This window comes from Promicromonospora sp. Marseille-Q5078, assembly GCF_050315395.1.
Lineage (GTDB): Bacteria > Actinomycetota > Actinomycetes > Actinomycetales > Cellulomonadaceae > Isoptericola.
The window spans coordinates 793,865-811,716 of sequence record NZ_JBNPQG010000001.1 but is presented as its reverse complement, the minus strand read 5'-3'; the positions used below and the strand labels follow the sequence as shown (position 1 = coordinate 811,716).

At 75.2% G+C, this 17,852-nt stretch carries 16 protein-coding genes; 8 read left to right on the top strand and 8 right to left on the bottom strand.

Annotation, left to right across the window (positions count from 1 at the left end; genetic code table 11):
• Positions 1-21: 21 nt before the first annotated feature.
• A complete protein-coding gene (locus ACQFYA_RS03790) occupies positions 22-588 on the bottom strand; it encodes a hypothetical protein (protein ID WP_499121673.1) in 567 nt (188 codons plus the stop codon).
• Positions 589-687: 99 nt separating this feature from the next.
• Here ACQFYA_RS03790 and ACQFYA_RS03785 point away from each other — a divergent pair, with 99 nt between their 5' ends.
• On the top strand, positions 688-1,230 hold the full coding sequence (locus tag ACQFYA_RS03785; protein ID WP_499121671.1) for a DinB family protein: 543 nt from the start codon (positions 688-690) through the stop codon (positions 1,228-1,230).
• 93 nt (positions 1,231-1,323) lie between these two features.
• On the top strand, positions 1,324-2,190 hold the full coding sequence (locus ACQFYA_RS03780; RefSeq protein WP_499121669.1) for a hypothetical protein: 867 nt from the start codon (positions 1,324-1,326) through the stop codon (positions 2,188-2,190).
• Between the two features lie 9 nt (positions 2,191-2,199).
• On the opposite strand, the gene ACQFYA_RS03775 is transcribed toward ACQFYA_RS03780, so the two are convergent.
• The gene (locus ACQFYA_RS03775) at positions 2,200-4,869 is read right to left on the bottom strand and encodes a M14 family zinc carboxypeptidase (RefSeq protein WP_499121668.1); all 2,670 of its coding nucleotides are present in this window, start codon (positions 4,867-4,869) and stop codon (positions 2,200-2,202) included.
• Between the two features lie 143 nt (positions 4,870-5,012).
• The gene (locus ACQFYA_RS03770) at positions 5,013-5,390 is read right to left on the bottom strand and encodes an MmcQ/YjbR family DNA-binding protein (RefSeq protein ID WP_499121667.1); all 378 of its coding nucleotides are present in this window, start codon (positions 5,388-5,390) and stop codon (positions 5,013-5,015) included.
• A gap of 80 nt (positions 5,391-5,470) precedes the next feature.
• Here ACQFYA_RS03770 and ACQFYA_RS03765 point away from each other — a divergent pair, with 80 nt between their 5' ends.
• Positions 5,471-6,049: a DinB family protein gene (locus ACQFYA_RS03765; RefSeq protein ID WP_499121665.1), complete on the top strand. Its 579-nt coding sequence runs from the start codon at positions 5,471-5,473 to the stop codon at positions 6,047-6,049.
• A 108-nt stretch (positions 6,050-6,157) separates the two neighbouring features.
• Here the strand turns inward: ACQFYA_RS03765 and ACQFYA_RS03760 are convergent, their stop codons facing one another.
• On the bottom strand, positions 6,158-8,446 hold the full coding sequence (locus tag ACQFYA_RS03760; RefSeq protein WP_499121664.1) for a sodium-translocating pyrophosphatase: 2,289 nt from the start codon (positions 8,444-8,446) through the stop codon (positions 6,158-6,160).
• Between the two features lie 211 nt (positions 8,447-8,657).
• Between ACQFYA_RS03760 and ACQFYA_RS03755 the strand changes: the two genes are divergently transcribed.
• The 3 genes from ACQFYA_RS03755 to ACQFYA_RS03745 are packed head-to-tail and all read left to right on the top strand — an operon-like array spanning position 8,658 to position 12,083.
• Positions 8,658-9,269, top strand: coding sequence for an RNA polymerase sigma factor (locus tag ACQFYA_RS03755; RefSeq protein WP_499121663.1), 612 nt, complete (start codon positions 8,658-8,660; stop codon positions 9,267-9,269).
• On the top strand, positions 9,266-10,729 hold the full coding sequence (locus ACQFYA_RS03750) for a hypothetical protein (RefSeq protein ID WP_499121661.1): 1,464 nt from the start codon (positions 9,266-9,268) through the stop codon (positions 10,727-10,729). Before ACQFYA_RS03755 ends, ACQFYA_RS03750 begins: the two co-directional genes overlap by 4 nt.
• 58 nt (positions 10,730-10,787) lie before the next feature.
• Positions 10,788-12,083 (top strand): M18 family aminopeptidase, encoded by a 1,296-nt coding sequence (locus tag ACQFYA_RS03745; RefSeq protein WP_499121660.1) that lies wholly within the window; start codon positions 10,788-10,790, stop codon positions 12,081-12,083.
• A 72-nt stretch (positions 12,084-12,155) separates the two neighbouring features.
• Here ACQFYA_RS03745 and ACQFYA_RS03740 read toward each other — a convergent pair whose 3' ends face one another.
• Positions 12,156-12,950, bottom strand: coding sequence for a transglycosylase family protein (locus ACQFYA_RS03740; RefSeq protein ID WP_499121659.1), 795 nt, complete (start codon positions 12,948-12,950; stop codon positions 12,156-12,158).
• 226 nt (positions 12,951-13,176) lie between these two features.
• Here ACQFYA_RS03740 and ACQFYA_RS03735 point away from each other — a divergent pair, with 226 nt between their 5' ends.
• Together ACQFYA_RS03735 and ACQFYA_RS03730 are read left to right on the top strand one after the other, a co-directional pair.
• On the top strand, positions 13,177-15,723 hold the full coding sequence (locus tag ACQFYA_RS03735) for a DEAD/DEAH box helicase (protein WP_499121658.1): 2,547 nt from the start codon (positions 13,177-13,179) through the stop codon (positions 15,721-15,723).
• Positions 15,720-16,589 (top strand): HpcH/HpaI aldolase/citrate lyase family protein, encoded by an 870-nt coding sequence (locus ACQFYA_RS03730; RefSeq protein ID WP_499121656.1) that lies wholly within the window; start codon positions 15,720-15,722, stop codon positions 16,587-16,589. The genes ACQFYA_RS03735 and ACQFYA_RS03730 overlap by 4 nt, the downstream gene beginning before the upstream one ends.
• Positions 16,590-16,630: 41 nt before the next feature.
• On the opposite strand, the gene ACQFYA_RS03725 is transcribed toward ACQFYA_RS03730, so the two are convergent.
• The 3 genes from ACQFYA_RS03725 to ACQFYA_RS03715 are packed head-to-tail and all read right to left on the bottom strand — an operon-like array spanning position 16,631 to position 17,747.
• Complete coding sequence (locus ACQFYA_RS03725; RefSeq protein ID WP_499121655.1) at positions 16,631-17,071, bottom strand: Rv3654c family TadE-like protein; 441 nt, start codon at positions 17,069-17,071, stop codon at positions 16,631-16,633.
• Positions 17,068-17,484: a TadE family type IV pilus minor pilin gene (locus ACQFYA_RS03720; RefSeq protein WP_499121654.1), complete on the bottom strand. Its 417-nt coding sequence runs from the start codon at positions 17,482-17,484 to the stop codon at positions 17,068-17,070. The genes ACQFYA_RS03725 and ACQFYA_RS03720 overlap by 4 nt, the downstream gene beginning before the upstream one ends.
• The gene (locus ACQFYA_RS03715; RefSeq protein WP_499121653.1) at positions 17,484-17,747 is read right to left on the bottom strand and encodes a DUF4244 domain-containing protein; all 264 of its coding nucleotides are present in this window, start codon (positions 17,745-17,747) and stop codon (positions 17,484-17,486) included. The genes ACQFYA_RS03720 and ACQFYA_RS03715 overlap by 1 nt, the downstream gene beginning before the upstream one ends.
• Positions 17,748-17,852 lie beyond the last annotated feature (105 nt).

Genomic DNA, 17,852 nt, shown 5'->3' with positions numbered 1-17,852 from the left:
GCCGCGCGCCGCGCGCCCGGCTCAGCCCGCGGGCGGGTCGGAGGACTCGGCGTCGGTGCCGTCGTCGGAGGCGCCGCAGCCGTCCTTGAGGAACGTCGTGATCCGATTCGAGGCCTGCGTCATCGCGGAGGTGTCCAGGTCGGCCAGGGTCTCGGCCACCGTCGACGCCGTGTCGGCCTCGTCGGCGTCCTCGATCTCGTCGGCGACCGTGCCGACGTACGACCCCACCGTCTGCCAGTCCTCCGCGACGGCCGCCGGCGGGTGCACCTCGGCGAGCGCGTCGCGCGCCCCGACGAACCCGCGGCGCAGCGTGGCCGGGTCGTCCACCGACATCCCGAGCTGCAGCGTCGCGGACCGCGACCACGCGGCCTGCACCACCGTGCACGGGTCGGCGGGCCCTACGGTGCCGTCCCCCTCGGCGGTCGCGTCCGACCCGGCGCCGAGGCCGGAGGCGAACCCGGCGCCGAGGCCGGTCAGCAGCGCGACCGCCCCGGCGGCGGCCAGCGTCGAACGACGACGCCACGCCCCCGGCACCGGGCCCATCACGCCGCGGCGCCGCGCAGGAGCTCGTGTCCGGCTGGCCCTCATGCTCGCGAAGGCTACCGGCAGCGCCTGTGCGGCCGGAACGTCGCCGCAGGTGGGCCGGGGCCGCTTGACCCGCGGCGGGCGTTCGGACAGATTACGCGCGTGACCTCTACCACGCCCGGCCTGTGGGTGCATCCCGAGAACGACCCTCGAGCGACGGGCGTCGACCCGGTCGGCGAGAAGGAGACCCTCTGGGAGTACCTCTGTCGGTACCGCATGACGCTCGTCATGAAGTGCGAGGGGCTCGACCCGTCCCAGCTGGCGCGCCGCTCCGTGCCGCCGTCCACGCTGTCGCTGCTCGGGCTGGTGCGGCACCTCGCGAACGTCGAGCACCACTGGTTCCGACGGGTGCTGCAGGGCAGCGCCGACCGCGGCCCGTTCGAGCTGCCCGGCTACCCCGACGTGGACTTCGACGGCGCCCTGCCCGACCACACGTGCGTGGCCGAGGCCTGGGACGCCTGGCACCGGTCCGTCGAGGCGGCCGACGACTGGTTCGCCGGCGAGGACATGAACCGCGAGGTGCCGTACGACGGCGGCACCGTCGAGGCGCGGGACGTGCTGCTGCACGTGCTCGAGGAGTACGCACGCCACATGGGGCACGTGGACCTGCTGCGCGAGTGCGTCGACGGTCGCACCGGCCTCTGACCGCCAGGGCGTCGGCCCCGTCGCCCGGTGAGCCGCCCGATGAGCAGCCCGGTGAGCCGCAAGGCGGCCGCGACGACGCGTAGCGTGCCCACCATGCGGAGCTTCCTCAGCGGCGTGCTGGTCCTCCTCGCCGTCGTCGCGGCGGTGGTCACGATGCCCGCCCGGTACGCGGAGGGCACGCTGCTCGACACGGACGCCTACGTGCGGGCGACGGCGCCGCTCGCCGCGGAGATCACCACCCAGGACGCGGTCGCCGAGGCGCTCACCGACACGGTGACGAGCCAGGTCGACTCGGGTCTGCTCGCCGCCGCGGTGCGTCCCCTGGTCGGGGAGGCGGCCGACGCCTTCGTCCGCTCGGACTCGTTCGCCCCCGTGTGGGCGGAGGCGAACCGCCAGGGGCACGCCGCCGCGGTGGACGTGCTGCGCGACGAGAGCGACACGGTGGACGCGGCCGACGGCGTGGTGACGCTGCCGCTCGACCCGTTCCTGGAGGGGATCGGGCAGTCGCTGCGCGACCGGGGCGTGCCCGTCCCGGAGGGCTTCGCGACGACGGGGCAGACGATCGTGCTCTACGCGTCGGACGACCTGTCGACCGCACAGACGGCGGTCGGGCTGGTCGACCGGTGGACGCCGTGGGCGCTGCCGGTCACCGTCGTCCTCGCCGCGCTGGCCGTCGTCGTCGCGCGGCCCGGGCGCCGACTGTGGACCGCCGCCGTCGTCGGCGGCCTGGTCGCGGCGGCGATGCTCCTGCTCCTGCTGCTGCTCCCGGAGGCCGTGCAGGCGGGCTTCGCCGGGCTCGACGTCGGGGCGTCGGGGCGGCAGGTGCTGGACGACGCCGTCGACGCCCTGCTCGTGCCGCTGCGCACCCAGCTCTGGTGGGCGTTCGGCGTCTGCGCCGCGGTGGGGGTCGGTGCCGCGGTCGCCGGGGTGGTGGTGCGGCGGCGCCGCACCACCACCTGACCGACGGGGTCAGTCGCCGGAGGTCGCCCAGAAGAGGGCCTGCGCGGCCTGGCCGAGCCCGCCCTTGGGGTGGGTGCGGAAGAACACCGCCGTGCCGAAGACGACGGCGCGCGCCCCCGACTCCGTCTCGCCGGAGACGACGGACGCCTGCCCCGCGGACGCGGCCGGCCCGTCCGCCCCCGAGCCCGTGGGGACCCAGTGCCCGGCGAGGAAGGGCTGCTCGGCGTCGTAGGTCTGCTCCACCGTGGTGCCCTCCCCGAGGCCGGTGAACCACGTCGCCGGGTAGACGAACGCGTGGTCCTGCTCGTGCGGCGCGAGGATCGAGCCGTCCGGGGTGGTGACGTCGACGATGCCGTTGCCGGAGCGGTTGCCGGTCACCGCCTCGCCCTCGACCAGCCCGTACGTCTCCGCCACGGCGAACGCCGCGGCGGTGCGACCGACGACGGACCCGCCGTCGTCCACCCAGTCCTGCACCGCCGACCGGCCCGCGCTGCCGGCGGGCAGGGTCAGCGCCGAGCCGACCCACAGCACGTCGGCGTCCTCGAGCCCCGTCGTCCCCGTCGCCGCGCCCGCCTCGATGCCGGCCGCCGTCACGCGGACCAGGTCGTCGAAGCCCAGCTCGGTCAGGGACAGCAGGTCGTCCTGGTTGCCGGCGTACGCGACCGTGAGGTCGTCCAGCTCGGGGGCGTCGCGCAGCTCACGCAGGTCGCGCCAGGTGGCCGTCTCGAACGGGACGTCGTGCTCCTTCGCCACGTCGCGCGCCGCCCGCAGGCCCTTCGGCCCGACGACGGCGCGGCCGTCGTCCAGCCACCACACGGGGGCGTCCGCCTCGAGCAGCGCGTTGAGCGCCCGGTAGTCCTCGACGCCGGCGACGTCGAACGCGACGTACGCGGCGAGGCGCGGGACCCCGCCGTCGGACGGCTCGCCGCGCAGCGGCTTCACCGCCCCGACCGGCCGGTCGGTGGTCGACCCGACCTTCTCGACCGTCGCGCCCCACAGCGACGACAGGCTCCACGCGGAGATGTCGTACATCGACGGGACCTTGGCGGAGATGTCGGTGCCGAGGTCGAGGAGCGCGTTCGCCAGACCGCGCAGCGGCTGGTGCAGGTCGACGACGAACGAGCCCTTCGGGTAGGTGGTGCCGTCCACGCGGGTGCTGCGAGTCAGCGTGCCGACCTCGACGCCGTGGAACAGGAGCTGGTCCACCAGCGCCTCGGCGTCCGCGGCCGACCGCTGCCCGTCGCCGACGGGGATCACGTAGGCGCGCGGCAGGTCTACCGGGTCCTGGTCGTCGACCACGTCCCAGTGCTGCTTCCACTCGTCGGGCCCCGGCACGGCGGCGACGTCGTCGACGGTCAGCGCGTCCTTCGCCTCCCCCGCCACCCCGCGCCGGAACGACTCGACCTGGTCGGCCAGCATCGCGTCGTCATGCCCGGCCAGGTAGTCGATCATCGAGGTCATGGTCCGCTTCGCCACCGCCGTGTTGATCACGGCGTCCTCGGGCGTCGTCGTCGGGCCGGTGCGGCCCTTCGGCAGCTCGACGGTGCTCGTCGTGGCGCCGTGGAACGCCGCGTACTGCGCGGTGAAGACCGGCGGGTAGTCGTCCCAGCCGGACGGGGTGTCGCGGTAGGGGATCTTGATGAAGCCGGTGTTCTCGTCGACGGCGTCGTCCGTGGCCGGGTCGTAGTACGTGTTCCCGGGGATCTCGGCCGCGACCACGTCGTCCTCCACCTGCCGCGCGATCGCGTAGCCGTGCGGGATGAACAGGTCGTACTCGTAGTTCTGCCCGTGCGGCGGGCCGCACGGCTCCACCTGCAGCACCCCGGTGTAGCCGTGGAAGTCCGCCGCGTAGAGCGGCTGCAGCGCCTGCGCGGTCGAGACGAACGACCGCGACTCCGGCGTCGCCCCGGTGATCATGTCGCGGTTGGCGTCGAGGCTCAGGCTCGTGGCCCGCTGCCCGATCGTGCGGCCGTCGGGGTTCAGCGTCAGCGAGAAGTAGAACCGGTGGTCCTCGAGGAGCGCGGCGGTGGCCCGGTCGTCGGAGGTCGCCAGGTCCTCGACGACCTGCATCGCGGCGTCCGTGCCCTCCCACTCGTTGCCGTGGATGTTCGCGCTGATCCACAGCGGCGTCTTGTAGTCCCGCGCGAGCCGACGGTCGCGGGCGGCGTCGCCGGGATCCGTGCGGATCTCGTCCCGCCACGCCGTCTGCTGCGCCGTCTCCCGGCGGGACTCCGGCGCGGTGACGGTCACGAGGTACAGGTCGCGGCCGGCCGTGGAGCGCCCCACGACCTGCGTCGAGACGCGGTCGCTCGACGCCATGAGCGCCGTCAGCCGCGGGGCGATCTCGTCGTAGCCGATGGTGCCGTTGAGGTCGGTGGCGTCGTCGTCGGCCGGCGGGTACACGGTCAGGTCGGGCTGGAACGGGTACGCGCGGGGCATGTCGATCGCGCCGCTCGTGCCGCTCGTGTTGTTCGTGCCGTTCGCCGTACCGCTGCCGGGCCCGGACCGCTGCGCGGTGCGCGCCAGCTCGGCGAACGACGTGGCGCCCACCGCCCCGGCGTCCCGCTCGGGGCCGCGTCCCGGCCGGTCGCGGCGGTCGTCGGCGGTGGCCGTGGCGGTGAGGGTCGTCGCCACGAGGGTGGCGGTGGCGAGCACCGCGACGGTGCGTGGGAGCTTCATGGATCTCCTTCTCCTCGTCGTCGGCGTGGACTCCGTCGTCCCGCCCGGGGCCCGGCGTCGACGCGCCGCCCCGGCCCCAGCATGGCGTGCGGCGACCCGCTCGGCACGGCCGGAAACACGACGTTCACAGGGCGACGGCGGGCTCACGACCCGCCGGGTGCGCCGTCGAGCCGCGCGACGAGGCGCGCGGGCGCGACCTGCCGGTACGCGTCCGCGACGATCCGCCCCATCTCGTCCCAGTCGACGTCGAGGTCGAGGCGGACGCCCAGCCACCCGCGCACGCCGACGTACGGCGGCCGGAAGAACCGCTCCGGCTCGCGCTCGACCTGCTCCTCGAGCACCCCGGGACCCGCGGCGCACCACACGGCCAGCGGTCCCCCGTGGTGGTGGTCGGAGTACATGACGAACGACCGCCCCGCGAACCAGGTGGGCTCGCCGTGGCTCAGCCGTTCGGTGGCCTCGGGCAGCGCGAGGCACAGCGCGCGCACGCGCTCCAGCGGGTCGACGTCGTCGTCGGGCACGTCGTGACGCTAGCCCACGGCCACCGGGCCCGCCTCAAATCATCTTGTCCCCGCGCCGCGCGCGGGGTCGGATGTCCGTCATGACAGACCCCGTGACCACATCCGAGGCCCGGCGGTTCCCCGACCTGTGGGTGGACCCCGACCAGGACCCCCGTCAACAGTGGGCAGACCCGGTCGGCGAGCTGCAGACCCACTGGTCCTACCTGCGGTCCTACCGCGCCACCATCGCGATGAAGTGCGAGGGGCTCGACGCCGAGCAGATGGCGCGCCGCTCCGTGCCGCCGTCCACCCTGTCCCTGCTGGGGTTGGTGCGGCACCTGGCGAAGGTGGAGCACTCCTGGTCCCGGCGGGTGCTGCAGGGCCAGATGGACCTGCCGAAGCTCTACGTCGCCGACGGCGGCCCGGACTGGGACTTCGACGGCGCCGTCGCGGACCCGGAGGTCGTCGCGGAGGCGTGGACCACCTGGCGGCGCGAGACCGCGGCCGCCGACGCCTGGCTCGCGACGCAGACGGACGCGGACATGGGGCGCGACGTGCCGTTCGACGGCACCAGCTCGACCGTGCGCGACATCCTCGAGCACCTCGTCGAGGAGTACGCGCGCCACGCCGGGCACGCGGACCTGCTGCGCGAGTGCATCGACGGCCGCACCGGCCAGTAAGCCCTCGCCGAGAGAGAGAACCCCGAGTCGCGAGATAGAGAAGCTCGGACAGGACCGCACGCGGGTGCGGTCCTGTCCGAGCTTCTCTATCTCGCGACTCGGGGTTCTCTATCTCGCGGGGACGCTCGCGGTCTCGTCGGCCTGCTCGCGGTCGACGCGGGCGGCCCGCAGGCGGGACATGATGACCGCCCCGAAGGCGACCGCCGCCGCGGCGACCGCGATGGAGATCCGCAGCGCCTGGTTCGCGTCGGCAGGCACGCTCAGCATCACCACGGCGGGCGCGATGAGCACGGACACCAGGTTCATCACCTTGATGAGCGGGTTGATCGCCGGGCCGGCGGTGTCCTTGAACGGGTCGCCCACGGTGTCGCCGATGACGGTGGCCGCGTGCGCGTCGGACCCCTTGCCGCCGAAGGCGCCGTCCTCGACGATCTTCTTCGCGTTGTCCCACGCGCCGCCGGAGTTGGCGAGGAACACGGCCATCAGCACGCCGGCGCCGATCGCGCCGGCGAGGAAGCCCGCGAGCGGGCCGACGCCGAGGCCGAAGCCGACGGCGATGGGCGCGAACGCCGCGAGCAGGCCGGGGGTGGCGAGCTCGCGCAGGGAGTCGCGGGTGCAGATGTCGACGACCTTGCCGTACTCGGGACGCTCGTCGAAGGTCATGATGCCGGGGTGCTCGCGGAACTGGCGGCGCACCTCGAAGACGATCGCGCCGGCGGCGCGGGTCACGGCGTCGATCGCGAGACCGGAGAACAGGAACACCGTCGCGGCGCCGAGGATGACGCCCACGAGGGTGACGGGCGAGATGATCTCGAAGCTGAGCATCGCGGGCACCAGGCCGGCGCCGATCTCCTGGACCTCGCCCACGGCGCCCGCCACGGCGTCCGCGTAGGAGCCGAAGAGCGCGGTGGCCGCGAGCACGGCCGTCGCGATCGCGATGCCCTTGGTGATGGCCTTGGTGGTGTTCCCGACCGCGTCCAGGTCGGTGAGGATCTGCGCGGCCTCCTCGTCGACCTCGCCCGACATCTCCGCGATGCCCTGGGCGTTGTCGCTCACCGGCCCGAAGGTGTCCATCGCGACGATCACGCCCACGGTGGTGAGCAGGCCGCAGCCGGCCAGGGCCACGAGGAACAGCGAGAGCCAGATCGATCCGCCCGCGAGCAGGAAGACCCCGCAGATCGCGGCGGCGATCACGCCCGCCGTGTACACGGCGGACTCGAAGCCCACGCCGATGCCGGACAGCACCACGGTGGCCGCGCCGGTGCGCGACGTGGCCGCGACGTGCAGCGTCGGCTTCGACGTCGTGCCCGTGAAGTACCCCGTGATCCACAGGATGATGCCCGCGAGGACGACCCCGATGACGACGGCGAGCGAGGCGACGACCCGCGGGTCGGAGGTGACGTCGCCGAGTTCGGCGGTGCCGGACAGCTCGGAGAACGACGACGGCAGGTAGACGAACGCGGCGACGGCGGCCAGCAGCGCACCGACGACGGCGGAGATGTAGAAGCCGCGGTTGATCGCGGCGAGACCGTTCTCGTTGCCCCGCACCCGGGTCACGAGCACGCCGAGCAGCGCGACGAACGCGCCGATCGCCGTGACGATCAGCGGGAAGACGAGACCCTGCTCCCCCATCACGGCCTTGCCGAGGATGAGCGCCGCGACGAGCGTGACGGCGTACGACTCGAAGAGGTCGGCGGCCATGCCGGCGCAGTCGCCGACGTTGTCGCCCACGTTGTCGGCGATGGTGGCGGCGTTGCGCGGGTCGTCCTCCGGGATGCCCTGCTCGACCTTGCCCACCAGGTCGGCGCCGACGTCGGCGGCCTTGGTGAAGATGCCGCCGCCCACGCGCATGAACATGGCGAGCAGCGCCGCGCCGAAGCCGAAGCCCTCCAGCACGGCGGGCGCGTCGGTCCGGTAGACGAGGACGACGAGGGCGGCCCCCAGGAGGCCCAGCCCCACCACGGACATGCCCACCACGCCGCCGGTGCGGAACGCGATCCGCGCGCCTTGGGCGCGCCCGTCGGGTCGCGTCGCGGCCGCCGCCACGCGGACGTTGGCCCGCACGGCGAGCCACATGCCGAGGTAGCCGATCGCGGCGGAGAACCCGGCGCCGACGAGGAACGCGATCGACCGCCCGACCCGCACCCCGCCGTCCCCCGGCAGGAGGAACAGGAGCGCGAAGACCACGACCGCGAAGAGCGCGAGGGTGCGGAACTGCCGGCTGAGATAGGCCGAGGCGCCCTCCTGCACGCCCTGGGCGATCTCCTGCATGCCCGGGGTGCCCTCGGGGGCGGCGAGCACCTGTCTGCGCAGGGCGCCCGCGCACACCAGGGCGGCCAGTCCGATCACCCCGATCACGGCGACGATCACGACGCTGCTGGACCCGAACGTGAGCATCCGTCCTCCTTGACGCGCTTCCCTCGACCCGGCGGGGACGGCGGTGACCGCCCGTCGGTAAGGTCCCGCCATCGCCGTTGACGGCGGGATGCCCGGGAGTCTACCCATATGTGACGGCCGTCACGAACCACGGGGAGATCGGCCCCGTCCCGACCCAACGGTTCGTCCCTCCCGACCGTCTGAGTGGGTGAGGACGGCACGGGAGGGGACCATGAGTCGCTGGGAGGACGAGCTCGCGGAGCTCGCACGGGCACGAGGACGTGCCCTGGTGGGTTACGCGTACGTGCTGTGCGGGGACCAGCGGCTCGCGGAGGACCTGGTGCAGGACGCGCTGGTCAAGGTGTTCGCGCGGCTGCGCCGCGGCGGCACGGACCGGCCGGGCGTGCACCCGCTGGACGGCGGCGGGACGAGCGAGGCGTACGTGCGGCGCGCGATCCTCACGCTCTTCCTCGACGAGCACCGGCGGAGGAAGAGGTGGGCCGCGGCGCGTCCCCTCGTCGCGACCGCCGACCGGGTCCGCGGCGCGGCGTCCGGGGCGACGGCGCGGGCGGACGTCGCGGCGGCGCTCGGGCGCCTCGCCCCCCGCGAGCGGGCGTGCGTCGTGCTGCGCTACCTCGAGGACCTCACCGTGCCGCAGGTGGCCGAGCAGCTCGGCCTCGCGCAGGGCACGGTCAAGCGCTACCTGGCGGACGCCACGGCGACGCTGCGCGACGTGCTGCACGTCCCCGACGACGGGGCCGCCGCGCCGCGCGCGACCACCCCGACGGGGGTCACCGGAGCGGCGACGGGCCGCACGACGGCGGAGCGGAGGGCCGCACGATGAGCACCCACGACGGTCGCAACCACGCGCGGGACGGCTGGACGGACGCCCGCACCGACGAGACGCTGCGCCGCGAGCTGGACGCGCTGGCGGGGCTCGGCGCCGCGTCCTCCGGGCTGGACGACGGAGCGCTGGGGTCGGTGCGACGCCGCGTCCGGCGACGGCGCACGGTCAAGCAGGCCGGGATCGGCGCGACGACGCTCGCCGTCGCCGCCGGGCTGGTGCTGGGCGGCGCCGCGCTGATGCCCGACGCCCCGCAGCCGCTGCCCGGGCCGGCGAACAGCCCGACACCGACCCCGACGAGCTCGCCGTCGCCGTCCTCGCCGGCCGCGGGCTCCCGCGCGGTCGACGTCATCCAGCCCGGGCACCAGCCCGGCTGGCTCGAGGGGACGGAGCTCAGGTGCGGCATGCCGGCGGACGACGTGCCCACCCCCGGCAGCCCGGCCGCCGGGGGCGGGCAGGGCATCACGATCGGCGCCGTCGGAGATGACCCGCACCTCGGCGGCCCCGCCTCGGACGACGCCCCGGCGACGCTGCGCCTGGCCACCCGCACCGTCGTGGGCGAGAACCCGCCCGACGACGCCGTGCTCATCGGCCCCAGCCTGTTGTGGGAGCAGTACGGCACGGTGGTCGACCTCGGCATCGACATGACGGAGGACCCGGTCGAGGTGCGCCCGGGGGACCTGGACCGGACCGCCGAGGACTCCACGCTCACGACCTGCGCCCCGGACGGCGTGGCCGAGGGCACGACCGCCTACGCGACCTCCCTCCCCGACGGCGAGTACCGCGTCGCGACGTTCGAGGTCGTGTGGTCGAAGGACTTCACCGAGCACGCCCTGGTCGTCGGGCCGTGGCGGCACGTCCGGCTGGACCAGGACGGGGCGACGCTCCTCTCCCCGGGCTCGGAAGCCGGTGCGTCGGGCGACGGCGCATGCTCCGCGGCCGGGCTCGATCTTCCCGACCACGACTGGACCGAGCTGCCCGGCCCCGTGCACGACACCGCGAGGACGATGCTCGACGCCGCTCTGGCGTGCGACGACGAGGCGCTCATCGCGCTCGCCGAGGCGTCGGACCGGATCGACGAGAACTGGGGCGGGAAGTCCCCGCGGGAGCTCTTCGAGCTGCCTGCCGCCGAGGAGGACGAGGACGTGTACGCGATCCTCGCGCGGCTGCTGTCCGGCACGCGCCCCTGCACGATGTACGGCGGCCAGGGCCTCGGGGGCGGCACGGACGAGGGCGTCGGTTGGTGGGCGTACGGCTGGCCCCTCATGGGCCCCGGGGGGTGCCCGGCGACCGCCGACGACTGGCAGGCCGCGGTCGACGCCGGCGCCGTCACGGCCCACGAGGCGCAGGTGATGCAGGAGCCGGACTCGGACGGCTACGAGGGGTGGCGGTTCGTCATCAGCGACACGGGCGCGTGGCAGCAGCTCGTCGACGGCTACGAGGGGCCGCCGCGCGGGTGACCGTCGAGCCGGGGCCTCCCACGCGGGATGCCGGGACCCGCGTGGCAGGATGACGGCCATGCCCGACGTCGTTCCCGCAGCCGCCCGCGCCCACACCGAGGACCTCGGCGCCTTCGTGACCGCCTCGCCGTCCTCGTTCCACGCCGCCGAGGAGGTGGCGCGCCGCGCGGAGGCGGCCGGGTTCGCCCGCCTCGAGGAGACCGCCGCGTGGGACGTCGTGCCCGGGGGGCGCTACGTCGTCGTCCGCGACGGCTCGGCGATCGCGTTCGCGGTGCCGCCGTCGGCCGGGCCGACCACGCCGTTCACGATCCTGGGGACGCACACCGACTCGACGGGGTTCAAGCTCAAGCCGAGGCCCACGACCGGGCGCGACGGCTGGGTGCAGGCGGGCGTCGAGGTGTACGGCGGGCCGCTGCTCAACTCCTGGCTCGACCGCGAGGTGGAGCTCGCCGGGCGGCTGGTGACGTCCGACGGCGTGGAGCACCTGGTGCGCACCGGCCCGATCGCGCGCATCCCGCAGCTCGCCATCCACCTGGACCGCTCGGCCAACGACGGCCTCACGCTCGACAAGCAGCGGCACACCCAGCCCGTCGTCGGGCTCGGCGACGTGTCGCAGGCCGACGTGCTGGCCGAGCTCGCCGCCGCCGCAGGCGACGGCGTCCCCGCCGCGCAGGTGCTCGGCTACGACGTCGTGCTCGCCGAGACGCAGGCGCCGCGCGCGTTCGGCATCGGCGCCGCGCTGTGGGCGTCGCCCCGCCTGGACAACCAGCTCTCGACGCACGCGGCGATCACGGCGCTGCTCGGCGTCGCGCCCGAGGACCTCGCCGGGATCGGCGTCGTGGCGGCGTTCGACCACGAGGAGATCGGGTCGGGTTCGCGCTCGGGTGCCGCGGGGCCGTTCCTGGAGGACGTGCTGCGGCGGGTCTCCGCCGGCCTGGGCGCGTCGGAGGACGAGCGGGCGCGCGCCTTCGCGGCGTCGCTGTGCGTCTCGTCCGACGTCGGGCACGCGGTGCACCCGAACTACCCGGAGCGGCACGACCCGGCCAACCACCCGCACGCGGGCGAGGGGCCGATCCTCAAGATCAACGCGAACCAGCGCTATGCGACGGACGCGCACGGGGCCGCGCGCTGGCAGGCCGCGTGCGCGGCGGCCGGGGTGCCGAGCCAGGAGTTCGTCTCGAACAACACGGTGCCCTGCGGGTCCACCACCGGCCCGATCACCGCCACCCGCCTCGGCATCCGCGTGGTCGACGTCGGCGCCGCGATCCTGTCGATGCACTCCGCGCGGGAGCTCACCGCGGTCGTCGACCCCTGGTACCTCTCGCGGGCCATGCAGGCCGTCCTCGCCGGCTGACGAAGCTCGCCGGTCGAGCCCGTCGACGCTGCTGCCCGGGTCTCGACAGGCTCGACAGGCTCGACAGGCGGTTCAGCGCAGGCCGAGCTTGCGGGTGCAGTGCGGCCACTGCCCCCAGCCGGCACGGTCCTGCAGGATCTGCGCCCGCTTGGTCTGCTCCGCCGCGCTGTGGCGGTGCGGCAGGCCCTTGCCGCCGACGGCCCGCCACGTGCGGCCCGTGAACTGGTACATCCCGTAGAACCCGTTGCCGGTGTTGGTCCGCGGGTTGCCGCCCGACTCGCAGCGCGCGAGCTTGCCCCACACGTTGCGCGTCGTGATGCGGCTGGTCGAGATCCAGCCGGTCTTCCCGCCGGGCACGCGCACCTTGACGCGGTTGGAGTCGCGCCCGGTGGTCCGCGCCAGCACCGTCGTCCTGGTGCCCAGGTGGACCCTCTTGACGACCTTCGAGCCCGAGCCGATGTCCTTGGTGAGCGCGACCCGCTTGGTGGTGTACCGCGTGCCGGAGACGTCCTTCAGCTTGACCGGGGTGACGGCGTTCTTGGACACCCACCCGGTCGTGCCGGCAGGGGTGCGGACCTTGAGGCGGTACGTGCCGCGGGCGAGGACGCGCAACCGGGTGCCGTCGTCGGGGCGGGCGACCTTGCGGGACCTGCTGGACTGCGTCTTGGTCATCGGCGCCTTGTTCCACTTGACCCAGCGGACGCCGCCGCTCGAGGCGGCGGTGCGCACGGGCGCTGACGCGACGGCGGTGGAGGTGGCTCCGGCGGCGGGGGCTGCGGTGGCCGCGGCGGGCACCACCATGGCGGAGGTGACGAGCGCGCCGGCGACTGCGGCCACGACGGAGCGACGGGCGGTGGATCGAGGCATGCGTACCAGGGAACGATGTCACGATCGGATAACAAAGCCAGATCGAGGATGCTCACACGTTCTTCACCGAAACGGGGTGCCATTCCGGTTCAAAATCCGATACGGCACCCGTTTGCCACGGATGTCCTCTTGGCGGACATGCCCGACCTGTTCCCGCCTCCTCGACGTCCGCTGCCGCGCCACGGGGCCCGACGGGACGCGCGGCGGGCGGTGCGAGACTGTCGCCGTGCCCGCCGCCCCCGCCTCCGCACCCGAGCAGCACCCGCTGCTGGACGTGCTGACCGCGCACGGCGCACGGGCCGACCGCCTCACCCACGTGCGCACGTTCCCCGCCCGGGCGGGAGCCACCGCGGACTGGCCCGGCTGGGCCGACCCGACGGTGGTCGACGGCTACCGCGCCCTCGGCGTCGAGCGGCCGTGGGCGCACCAGGTCGCCGCCGCCGACGCCGCGTGGCACGGGCGGCACGTGGCGCTGGCGACGTCGACCGGCTCGGGCAAGTCGCTCGCGTTCTGGCTGCCCGCGCTCACGGCCGTGCGGGGGCCCGAGCCCGCCACCGTGCTGTACCTGTCCCCCACGAAGGCGCTGGCGGCCGACCAGCTCGCGGGGCTCGAGCGGCTGGTCGCGGCGATGCCCGGCGGCGCCCCGCGCCCGCGGGTGGCGACCTGCGACGGCGACACCCCGACCGACGAGCGCCGGTGGGTGACCGAGCACGCCGACGTCGTGCTCACCAACCCCGACTTCCTGCACTTCTCCCTGCTGCCCGGCCACCGCCGCTGGGCGCGCCTGCTGCGGGGGCTGCGGTACGTGGTCGTGGACGAGGGGCACGCGTACCGGGGCGTCTTCGGCGCCCACGTGTCGCTGGTGCTGCGGCGGCTCACCCGGCTGGCCGCCCACTACCGCCCGTCCGACCGGCTCGCGCCGTCGGGCACCCCCGCGAGCCCGGCCGCGGGCACCGGGCCCGTGTTCGTGGTGGCCAGCGCGACGACGGCGGAGCCGGCCGCGAGCACCGCGCGGCTGGTGGGGGTGGCGCCCGAGGAGGTCGAGGAGGTCACGGAGGACGCCTCGCCCGCGGGCCGCCGCACGTTCGCGCTGTGGCAGCCGCCGGAGGTGGCCGGCTTCGAGCGCTCGCGCGCCGTCGCGGGCGAGGCGCCGTCGCACGACGACGACCCGTGGGCCCTGCCCGACCCGCTCGACGCGACGCACACCGAGCAGGAGGGGGAGGCGGTGCTCACGACGCGCGGGGCCGCTGCCCACCCCCGCCGGTCGGCGACCGCCGAGACGGCGGACCTGCTGGCCGACCTCACCGCGCACGGCGCCCGCACGCTCGCGTTCACGCGGTCGCGGCGGGGTGCCGAGTCGGTGGCGCAGCAGACGCGCGACCACCTGCGACCGGTCGCGGCCGAGCTGGGCGCGCGCGTGGCGAGCTATCGCGGCGGCTACCTGCCGGAGGAGCGCCGGGACCTGGAGCAGGCGCTGCGCACGGGCGAGCTCCGCGCCCTGGCCACCACGAACGCGCTCGAGCTCGGCGTCGACATCTCCGGGCTGGACGCCGTGCTCGTGGCCGGCTGGCCCGGCACCCGGGTGTCCCTCTGGCAGCAGGCCGGCCGCGCGGGCCGGGCCGGGGCGGAGGGCCTGGTCGCGTTCGTCGCCCGCGAGGACCCCCTCGACACCTACCTCGTGACCCACCCGGAGGCGGTCTTCGACGCCGGCCTCGAGGCCACCGTCTTCGACCCCGCCAACCCGCACGTGCTCGCCCCGCAGCTCTGCGCCGCGGCGCAGGAGGTGCCGCTGCGCGCCGAGGACCTCGCGGCCTTCGGCGACCCGCGCGCCGTGCGCGAGGTGCTCGACGTCCTGGTCGCGCGCGGCGCCCTGCGACGGCGGCCGTCGGGCTGGTACTGGACCCACGCGCAGCCCGCGTCGGGCATGGCGGACCTGCGCGGCACCGGCGGGCGCCCCGTGCGGGTGGTCGAGGCGACGACGGGCCGGCTGCTCGGCACGGTGGACGCCGGGTCGGCCGACGGGCAGGTGCACGACGGCGCGGTGTACGTGCACCAGGGCGCGACGTTCGTCGTGGACCACCTGGACCTCGCCGATCACGTGGCGCTCGTGGTGCGCAAGGACGTGGAGCACGGCACCTGGTCGCGCGAGGTGATGGAGATCGCGATCGACGAGGCGGGGCACCGCCCCGTCGAGGAGCGCGCGTGGGGCCCGGTGCGCTGGGGGCTCGGCCCGGTGGAGGTCACGAGCCAGGTGGTGAGCTTCCAGCGCCGCCGCCTGCCCGACATGCAGGTGCTCGGCACGGAGCCGCTCGACCTGCCGTCGCGGACGCTCGCCACGACCGCCGTCTGGTGGTCCGTGCCGGACTTCGTGCTGCGGGCGGCGGGCGTCTCCCCGGAGGAGACGCCGGGCGCCCTGCACGCGGCGGAGCACGCGTCGATCGGGCTGCTGCCGCTGCTCGCGACCTGCGACCGCTGGGACCTGGGCGGGGTGTCCACCGAGGTGCACCCCGACACCGGCGAGGCCACCGTCTTCGTGTACGACGCGTACCCCGGCGGCGCCGGCTTCGCCGAGCGCGGGTACGAGCTGGGCGCCCGCTGGCTGCGGGCGACCCGCGACGCCATCGCCTCCTGCACGTGCGCGGACGGCTGCCCGGCGTGCGTCCAGTCGCCCAAGTGCGGCAGCGACAACGCGCCCCTCGACAAGTCCGCGGCCGTGCGCTTGTTGGATGCCGTGCTGAGCCACGCGCCGGCGGAACCTACCATCGTGAGGTGACTATCGAGATCGACCTCGCCGAACGACGCCGTTCCCGCGAGGACACGCGCGTCGACCCCGCCAACTCCCGCTCGTGGCTGCTCCTGTCGGCGCTGCGCGACGACACCTTCGACGCCGCCCAGCTCTCCCGCGCCGACCAGGTGATCCTCGACTGCGAGGACGCGGTCGACGACAGCCGCAAGGACGAGGCGCGCCAGAAGGTGCTCGACTGGTTCGCCCAGGGCGGCCGCGCCTGGGTGCGGATCAACGAGCGCGGGTCGCAGGCCTGGGCCGACGACGTCCGTGCCCTGTGGGACTCCCAGGGCCTGTGCGGCGTCATGCTCGCCAAGACCGAGTCGCCCGACCAGGTGATCGACACCGCCCAGCGCCTCGGCGGCAGCGTGCCGGTGATCCCGCTGGTCGAGTCCGCGCTGGGCATCGAGGACGCCGTGAGCATCGCGCGCGCCCCGGGGGCGTTCCGCCTGGCGTTCGGGTCCGGCGACTACCGTCGTGACACGGGCACCGCCAACGAGTCGCTCGCGATGGCGTACCCGCGCTCGCGCCTCGTCACCGCGAGCCGCATCGGCGGGCTCCCCGGCCCGATCGACGGCCCCACCGTCGGCACCAGCCACGCGCTGCTGCGCGAGCAGTCCGCCGACGGCGTGTCCCTCGGCCTCACCGGCAAGCTCTGCCTGGACCTCGAGACGCCGGCCGTGATCAACGAGTCCTTCAGCCCGTCCAGCGCGGACGTCGCGTGGGCCGTCGACTTCCTCGCCGACTTCGAGGCCTCCGGCTCCGTGATCCGCGACGGCTCCGACAAGCCTCGCCTGGCCCGCGCCCGCAAGATCAGCGAGCGCGCCGCGCTGTTCCACGTCAACCCCTCCTGACGGAACACCTCCGCGGGCACCGGGCCCGGCCGGGCCGCGCCTCACGGGCCCGGCTCCGGCCCGGCGTCCGGATCGACGTCCGGATCGACGTCCGGGCCGACGTCCTGCCGGGGCCCGGCCCGCGCCCCGGCGGTCGCGTCGCCGAGCCACCCCGCCCACGGCCCCACGTCCGGGCCGAGGGCGGCCCGCGAGGCCCGCACGCCGACGGCGCCGCCACCCTCCGGGACGCACGTCACCACCTCGGCGCCGTTGCGGCGCACCGCCTCGGCCGCCGTCGCGCAGGGGTCGGCGCCCTGCCGCCACGCGGTGGCGCCGGCGAGGGCGCCGAGGTCCGCCGCGGCCTGCGCCGAGCCCCGCGCACGTTGAGCGGACCCCAGCGCGCCGACGGCGAGCGCGAGCAGCACGACCACCGCGGCCAGCGCCAGCACGACGACGGTCCCGGCGCCGCGTTCCCCGGCCCCGCCGGAGGCGCTCTCAGTCACGGCTCGACCCACGCGGTCGCGTCCCCCGACGCCCGCAAGGGCGCGCCGGAGAACCATCCGCCCACGACCGGCCGCGTGACCGTCACGCGCACCCAGGTGTCGTCGCGGGTGACGCTCACCTCGGCGTCGTCGCCGCCGACCTGCGCGACGGCCTGCCGAGCCGCCGCGTCGTCCTCCCCGATCGCGTACATGCGTGCGCCGGCCCGGGCCGCGTCCAGGGCACGCATCTGTGCCGTGGACGCGGCCGCGAGGCTGAGCACCGCGACCAGCAGGAGCACCACCACGGGCAGCCCGACCGCCAGCTCGGCCGTGACCGCGCCGCGCTGGCCGTCGACCCGACGCCCGTCCGACCGCCTCCCCGCCGGCCGGGGCCGGCCGGCGAGCGCGGTCCTGCGGTTGCGGTGCCCAGCCATCAGACCGACAGCGCCGAGCTGATGATGTTCTCCAGCAGCCCTCGCACGGTGTCGCTCTTCAGCACCGCGATGAGCAGGCCGGCGAACCCGACCGCCGCCACCGTGGCGACGGCGTACTCCGCGGTCGCGAGCCCGGCCTCGGGGTCCGGCCGGTCCGGCCGGCACGGCGCGCCCGGTGTGCGGTCCTCGCCCTCGCCGACTGCTCCCACACGGACGGCGTTCGCGCCGCCCGCGGCCTCGTGTCCCTCGATGTCGTTCCTCATGTCTCCTCCGTGTTCCCTGGGGTGACCGGCGTCGGCCGGTCGTGACGCGCCCTCCCGGTCGGGCGGGCGCGGGTGACCCGGGTGATCCCCGGGCCGTCGTGGGCC